Source organism: Actinomadura harenae, assembly GCF_003696215.1.
Lineage (GTDB): Bacteria > Actinomycetota > Actinomycetes > Streptosporangiales > Streptosporangiaceae > Spirillospora > Spirillospora harenae.
Genome location: NZ_RFFG01000203.1, coordinates 1 through 6,942, shown reverse-complemented (window position 1 = coordinate 6,942; position 6,942 = coordinate 1). Strand labels below are relative to the sequence as shown.

The 6,942-nt window shown below is 77.4% G+C and carries 4 protein-coding genes and 1 pseudogene; 1 reads left to right on the top strand and 4 read right to left on the bottom strand.

Annotation, left to right across the window (positions count from 1 at the left end):
• Nucleotides 1-921 (top strand): annotated as a pseudogene (locus EBO15_RS42275) (hypothetical protein); the annotation flags it as partial.
• Here EBO15_RS42275 and EBO15_RS42270 read toward each other — a convergent pair.
• The 4 genes from EBO15_RS42270 to EBO15_RS44885 all read right to left on the bottom strand — a co-directional run.
• The gene (locus EBO15_RS42270) at nt 857-2,032 is read right to left on the bottom strand and encodes a VWA domain-containing protein (RefSeq protein WP_122200063.1); all 1,176 of its coding nucleotides are present in this window, start codon (nt 2,030-2,032) and stop codon (nt 857-859) included. The pseudogene EBO15_RS42275 and the gene EBO15_RS42270 overlap by 65 nt on opposite strands.
• Nucleotides 2,029-4,350: a DUF5682 family protein gene (locus tag EBO15_RS42265; protein WP_122200065.1), complete on the bottom strand. Its 2,322-nt coding sequence runs from the start codon at nt 4,348-4,350 to the stop codon at nt 2,029-2,031. The genes EBO15_RS42270 and EBO15_RS42265 overlap by 4 nt, the downstream gene beginning before the upstream one ends.
• A 5-nt stretch (nt 4,351-4,355) precedes the next feature.
• Nucleotides 4,356-5,468 carry an ATP-binding protein gene (locus EBO15_RS42260; protein WP_199745172.1) on the bottom strand — a complete coding sequence of 371 codons (1,113 nt, stop codon included), beginning with the start codon at nt 5,466-5,468 and terminating at the stop codon, nt 4,356-4,358.
• 56 nt (nt 5,469-5,524) lie between these two features.
• The coding region (locus tag EBO15_RS44885; RefSeq protein WP_199745171.1) for a DUF5691 domain-containing protein at nt 5,525-6,942 on the bottom strand (1,418 nt) is incomplete at its 5' end.

Below are 6,942 nucleotides of genomic sequence, written 5' to 3'. Positions count from 1 at the left end.
CCGACCCCGGCCGCCACGGGCCCGGCCGCCACGGGCCCGGCCGCCACGGGCCGGGGCGGCCCGCCGGCCTTCGGGAGCCTGGTCGGCACGCCCGCCTACATGGCGCCCGAGCAGTTCTCCGGCGCGGCGGTCGGGTCCGCCGCCGACCTGTTCTGCTGGGCCGCGACCCTGCTGTTCGCCGCCACCGGCACCGACCCGTTCGGCAGCGGGCCCACCACGGCGGTGATCTCCCGGATCCTGTGCGAGACCCCGGACCTGTCCGCGCTGCCGCCGCACCTGGCCGAGCCCGCCGCGGCCTGCCTGGCCAAGGATCCGGCGTTCCGTCCCACGGCCGAGACGATCCTGCTGGGGCTGCTCGGGGCGCCCGCCCGGACCGTTCCAGTTCCCCCTCCGCCCGAGCCGACCGAGCCGTCCGGGCCGTCCGGGCCGTCAGGGCCGGGGAGCGGGCGGGGGCGGTCGTGGGCGCTCAGGGCGGGCCTCGGGCTGGCGAGCGTCCAGGCGGCCGGGGACGTGGCGGGCCTGGCCGCGTTCGTCGCGCAGCCCGCCCTCAGCGCCGGACGCGCCGGGCCGCTTCTCATCGCGGTCGCCGTGGTCTTCGCCGTGCTCGCCGTCGTGACGTTCGTCGCCGCCGTCCCCGCCTGGCGCGGCGCGCGCGGCGCGATCTGGACGGTCGCGTCCGTCCGGACCGCGCGGGTCGTCCTCTGGGCCGCGGGGAGCGTGGGCGTCTCGGTGCCCCTGACCTCCCTGATCATGCAGGCGGCGCTGTCCGCGCTGATCGTCGTCCTGCTGTTCCCGGGCGGCCGCGAACGCCGCCGTCCCCGCTCCCGTCCGGAGGCCCGCCCATCGCGCCGCGCGGTCAGGGCGCCGGGGCGGGGTCGGCGAAACCGGACACGTCGCGGCGTTCCAGCGCGGCGGCCATGAGGTCGGGGAACGCGTCGGGCGTGCACGCGAAGGCCGGGATGCCGAGCGCGGCCAGCGCGGCGGCGTTGTCGTGGTCGTAGGACGGCGTGCCCTCGTCCGACAGGGCCAGCAGCACGATCACCTGGACGCCCGAGCCCGCCAGGGCGGCGGCGCGGCGCAGCATCCCGTCCCGGACGCCGCCCTCGAACAGGTCGGTGACCAGCACCAGGACGGTCTCGTTCGGGCGCGTCACGAGCGTCTGGCAGTAGGCGAGCGCCCGGTTGATGTCGGTGCCGCCGCCGAGCTGCGTGCCGAACAGCAGCTCGACCGGGTCGTGCAGCTGGCCGGTGAGGTCGACGACCGAGGTGTCGAACGCGACCAGCGACGTGCGCAGCGACCGCGTCGACGCCAGCACGGCGCCGAACACGCTCGCGTACACCACCGACGCGGCCATCGACCCCGACTGGTCGACGCACAGCACCACGTCGCGCCGGACGGCCCGTCCGCGCCGTCCGTGCCCCACGAGGCGCTGCGGGACGAGCGTGCCCCGGTCGGGCTGGTAGTGGCGGAGGTTCGCGCGGATCGTCCGGTCCCAGTCGACCTCGGACGGACGGCGCGGGCGGGCCGTCCGCGCCGCCCGGTCGAGCGCGCCGCCGACCGCCGACCGGGTGCGCTCCGCGAGCCGCCGCTCCAGCTCCCGGACCAGCGACCGGACGACCGTCCGCGCCGACTCGCGGGCCCGGTCGGGGAGCACCCGGTTCAGCGACAGCAGCGTCCCGACCAGGTGGATGTCGGGTTCGACGGCGTCGAGCAGCTCCGGTTCGAGGAGCAGCCGGGTGAGGTCGAGCCGGTCGATCGCGTCCTTCTGCATGACCTGGACGACCGGGGACGGGAAGAACTCGCGGATGTCGCCGAGCCAGCGCGCGACCGACGGAGCCGAGTCGCCGAGCCCGGCCCCGCGCCGTCCGGGACGCGACCGGCCGCCCGCGTCGCCGGAGCCGTAGAGCCTGGCGAGCGCGCCGTCCATGCGCGCGTCGTCGCCGGTCGGCGTGACGCCCGTGCCGTCGGCCGCCTCGCCGCCGAGCACCAGCCGCCAGCGCCGCAGCCGTTCCGCCTCGGGGGCGTCGGTCATGATCCGGCCTCCGTTCCGAGGATCCGCAGGACGGTCGCCGTCGCGGGCCCGGCCCGCACGGGATCGACCGGGTCGTCGCCCGGGCGCGCCGACGGCCCGCCGGACAGGTGCCGGACGCGGTCGCCGATCGCGCGCCGCTCGGCCGCCGCGAACTCGCCGAACGCGCGCCGCAGCAGGGGCAGGACGCCCGTGAACGCCTCGGCGGGCAGGCCCGCGATCCAGCCGTCCACGAGCCGGAGCAGGACGTCGTCGTGGACGAGCACCAGCCCGCCCTCCGACAGGAACCCCTCGACCCACGCGGCGGCGCGCGCGGGCTCCGCCCCGGCCGAGACGGCCCGCGCCATCCGGCCCGGCGCGTCGGCGAGGATGCCCGCGTCGAGCAGCAGCCGGGTGAGCCGTCCCTCCAGGAGCCCGTGCAGGCCGTCGCGGTCGACGAGGGACGCGAGCGTGGTGTGCCAGCGAGCGGTGTGCGCGGCGTCGTCGAGCGTCGCGAGCGCCGAGTGCGCGCGGTCGAGCCGGCCGAGCAGGTCGCGGGCGGCGTCGTCGTCCAGCCCGCGCGACGCCGGGGGAAGCCCGACGCACACCCGCACTACCAGGCCGTCCACGACCGTGCGGAGCGGGCCGGTGCCCGTGCCGCGGACGTCGCCGTAGCGGAGCGCGCGCACGAGGGCGGGTAGGGCGTCCATGAGGTGCGCGACGTCGCCGTCCAGCGCGGCGCGGTCGGCGAGCGCGCGCATCACGCCGGGCAGCGCCGTGCCCAGCCCGGCGAGCAGGCAGCGCTCGGCCACCGACGTCAGCTCGGCGAGCGACTCCGCCGCCTCGGCCATCGCGCCCGCGCGCGCGGCGGACGCCCCCGCGACCGTCGTGCCCCACGCGCTCGCCTCGATCAGCTCGACGTCGAACTCCGGGCGCCAGCACAGCGTCCACGTTTCGCGGAACGTGCCCCTGCCGCGGCTTTCCGCCGGGACGCCCCAGTCGACCTCCAGCAGCCGCAGCCGGTGCAGCAGGCGGCTGCGGTCCAGGTCGCGGTCGCGGCGCAGGTCGAGCTCCAGGTCACGGCCGTCCGCGGACGGCGCGAGCCGCAGCCGCCGCTGCCGGTCGGCCAGGTCGCGCTGGAGCGGCACCATCGGCGTGTCGTCCGGGACGGACCCGAGGCGCTCGCCGACGACCATCCGGCTCCGGATCAGCTCGACCGGCAGGTCCGCGCCCTCGCACAGCACCGCGCGCGTCGCCTCGGTCACCTCGTCCAGCCCGGCGAGCGGGCGGCCGCGCAGCGCGGCCAGCGCCTCCGCCAGCCGGACGGCCTCGATGACGTGCGCGGACGAGACGTGCAGGTCCTCCCGGCGGAGGACGGCCGCCGCGTCGGTCAGCCATCGCTCGACCGGACGGTCCGGAGCGGCGAACAGGTGCGCGTACCAGCCCGGCGACCGCACGCCCGCGCCGTAGCCGGACCGCTCGGCGAGGCGTCCGTGCGTCCACGGCACCCACGTCATCGACACCTTCGCCCTGGGCAGGCCGCGCAGCGTCCGGTCGTCGCGCGCCGCCGGGACGCGCGCCAGGATCGCCGGGACGTGCCAGGCCCCGCACACCACCGCGACGCGTTCGAAGCCGTCCCTGAGAGCGCGGCGCAGTGTCCGGCGCATCGCGGCCTCGCGCTGCTCCTCGCGGACGAGGTGCCCGGGTGGCGGCGGCCCCGCCGCGGACGGCCCCGCCTCGGACGGCCAGGCCGCGACGCGTTCGCGCAGCTCGGACATCGCCTCGGCGATCGCGGGGAACGGCGACGGGCCGCCGTCGCGATGCTCGACGACGTCGTCCCACCAGCGTTCGGCGTCCTCGTATCCGGCCGCGCGCGCGAGCCAGCCGAGCGGATCGAGCCGGATGCCCTCCCCGTCCCCACCACCGTCCCCACCACCGTCATCGTCGTCGGCCTGCGCGGGAGGGATGAGCTGGTTCGCGGCGGGCAGGTCGCAGAACCGGACGGCCGCGCCCTCGTCCAGCGCGTACCGGACGGCCTGCCACTCCGGGCTGAACTCGGCGAACGGCCAGAACGCCGCGCGCCGGTCGGACCAGGACGCGGCGTCGTCCCCGGGCGCGGGCGGCTCGCCCGGCGCGTAGGCCAGCAGCGCCACCGGCGGCACCATGCCGGGATCGGCGGCGAGGTCGACGATCGCGTCGGCCTCGGGCGGGCCCTCGATCAGCACGGCGTCCGGCTTGAACTCCTCCAGCGCCCGCCGGACGGCCCGCGCCGACCCCGGTCCGTGGTGCCGGATGCCGAACACCTCGACCCGCGCCCCCGCCGTCCCCCGGGCGGCCGCCACGTCCGTCAAGAGACCTCCCGGCACGCGCGGTAGAAGTCGGCCCATTCCGGACGGTCGCGCACCACGGTCTCGAGGTACTCCTGCCACACGACCCGGTCGGACGCCGGGTCCTGCAGGACGGCGCCGACGATGCCGCCCGCGACGTCCGGGGCGCGCAGGACCCCGTCGCCGAAGTGCGCGGCGAGTGCGAGTCCGCTGGTCACGACCGAGATCGCCTCGGCGGTGCTGAGCGTGCCGGACGGCGACTTCAGCTTCGTCCGGCCGTCGCCGGTCAGCCCGGCGCGCAGCTCCCGGAACACCGTGACGACCCGGCGGATCTCCTCCAGCCCGGCCGGGGCCTCGGGCAGCTCCAGCGCCCGCCCGAGCTGCGCCACCCGGCGCGCGACGATCTCCACTTCGTCCGCCTCGGACTCCGGCAGCGGCAGCACGACGGTGTTGAACCGGCGGCGCAGCGCGGACGACAGCTCGTTGACGCCCCGGTCGCGGTCGTTCGCCGTCGCGATCACCGTGAACCCGCGCCGCGCCTGCACCTCGGCGTTCAGCTCCGGCACCGGCAGCGTCTTCTCCGACAGCAGCGTGATCAGCGAGTCCTGGACGTCGCCCGGCATGCGCGTCAGCTCCTCGACGCGCGCGACCATGCCGCGCCGCATCGCGCGCATGAGCGGGCTCTCGACCAGCGCCCGCTCGGACGGCCCCTCGGCGAGCAGCCGCGCGTAGTTCCAGCCGTACCGGACGGCCTCCTCGGGCGTCCCGGCCGTGCCCTGGACCAGCAGCGTCGAGTCGCCCGAGATCGCCGCCGCCAGATGCTCCGACATCCACGTCTTCGCCGTGCCCGGGACGCCGAGCAGCAGCAGCGCCCGGTCGGTCGCGAGCGTCGCGACCGCGACCTCCACCAGGCGGCGCGGGCCGATGTACTTGGGCGAGACCTCCGTGCCGTCCGGGAGCTCGCCGCCGAGCAGGTAGGTGGTCACGGCCCACGGCGACAGCCGCCAGCCCGGCGGGCGCGGCCGGTCGTCATGCTCGGCCAGCAGCGCCAGCTCGGCGGCGTACTGCTGCTCGGCGTGCGGCCGGAGAACCTCGTCGCCGGCCGTCTCGGGGGCGGTTCCGTTGTCGGGCACGGCTCCGTTGTCGAGGGCGGTTCCGTTGTCCAGGGCGGTTCCGTTGTCGGGCACGGTCACGGATGGAGCTCCTTCAGCATCTCGGCGCGGAACCGGAGGGTCTCGGTGAGTTCGGTGAGGACGGCCCCCGCCACCCCGCCCGGATCGGCGGTCAGGTGACGCCCGGCCAGCTCCTGGAGGCGCGGCGCGAACGCGGGGGAGAGGCGCTGGTCGGCGAGGCGGCACAGCAGGGTCAGGGTGTGCTCGTGCCGGTGCGTCTGCCGGTCGGCGGCGGTCGACAGCGTCGCCACCACGGAGTCGGCCAGCTCGCCCGTCCACGGGCCGGGGACGCGTTCCAGCACGCGCGGCAGCTCCGGCCCGCCCGCGACCCAGCGGATCAGCCCGGCCGCCGCGCCCTCGCGCTCGCCGTCCGGCAGGACGGTCAGCAGGTCGGCCAGGGCGTCCGGCTCGTCCACGACGACGCCGCCCTTCAGCAGCGCCCGCGCCCATGCCGGGTCGCGCTGCCGCAGCGCCGCCCGCGCCCACCCGATGTGGACGTCGCGCGCGGCCCTCCCGGCGTCGCCCGCAGCGTCCGTGATCGGGAGGCAGACGACCTCCATCGGCGGCAGGGCGAACAGGTCGGTCCAGGTCGACAGGGGAGTGCGCGCGAGGATCTCGCGCAGCCACGCCGCGCGTGTGCCGACCGGGCCGCCTCCCGCGCCCCCGGGCGCGAACGACCCGCTCGGATGGAACGGGACGCCGTCGCGCGCCAGGTCCTCGTCGTGGGTCTCGGGCGGCTCGACCACGACCCACCTCTGCCGGCGCTCCCGGACGGTGCGGGTCTCGGCGCGCAGGCACGCGCGGGCGCGCGAGGCCATCCGCAGCCCGTAGGCCGAATCGGGAAGCCGCGCCAGCAGGTCGGACGCGAGCTGCCGGACGTCCTTGCCCCGGTCTTCGAGCGCGCCTTCGAGGAACGCCTCGTCGTCCATCGAGAGCCCGCGCGCGAACGTGCCGAGGAACGCCGCCCGGTCGGGCGCGGGCTCCCTGGCCCACACCGTGCCCAGCGTCTCGCGCGCGCCCGCGGGGTCGCTCCCGCGCAGGCGCGTGAGGAACGCGACGCGCTGCTGCCGGGTGCCGGTCTCCCACACCTCGTCGCCGCCGCCCGGGTCGTCCCCGGACCCGATCAGGTACGCCCAGTCGGTGTTGCGCAGCGCCAGCCACACGCCGCGATGCCCGGCGGCGCGCGCGATCGCGGGACGCAGCATCCGGTCGCCGCGGCCCTTCTCCAGCAGGTCGGGCAGCAGCCGCGCGGGCACCCGCCGCCCGCCGCGGGCCGCCGCGTCCAGCCACTCGGGCAGCACCTTGACCTGCTCACCGGCGAGGATCCGGGCCAGGCGCCGCGCCGCCGCCCGCGGCACCACGGGAAGCTCCTCGTCGGGCGCGACGGCGACCGCCTCCACACCCTCGCGGCGCGGCACCGCCCCCGCCCGCCGCC

What these genes read in the sequence shown, in the direction of transcription:
- EBO15_RS42270 (WP_122200063.1), bottom strand. Translation starts at nt 2,032, where the DNA reads ATGACCGACGCCCCCGAGGCGGAACGGCTGCGGCGCTGGCGGCTGGTG.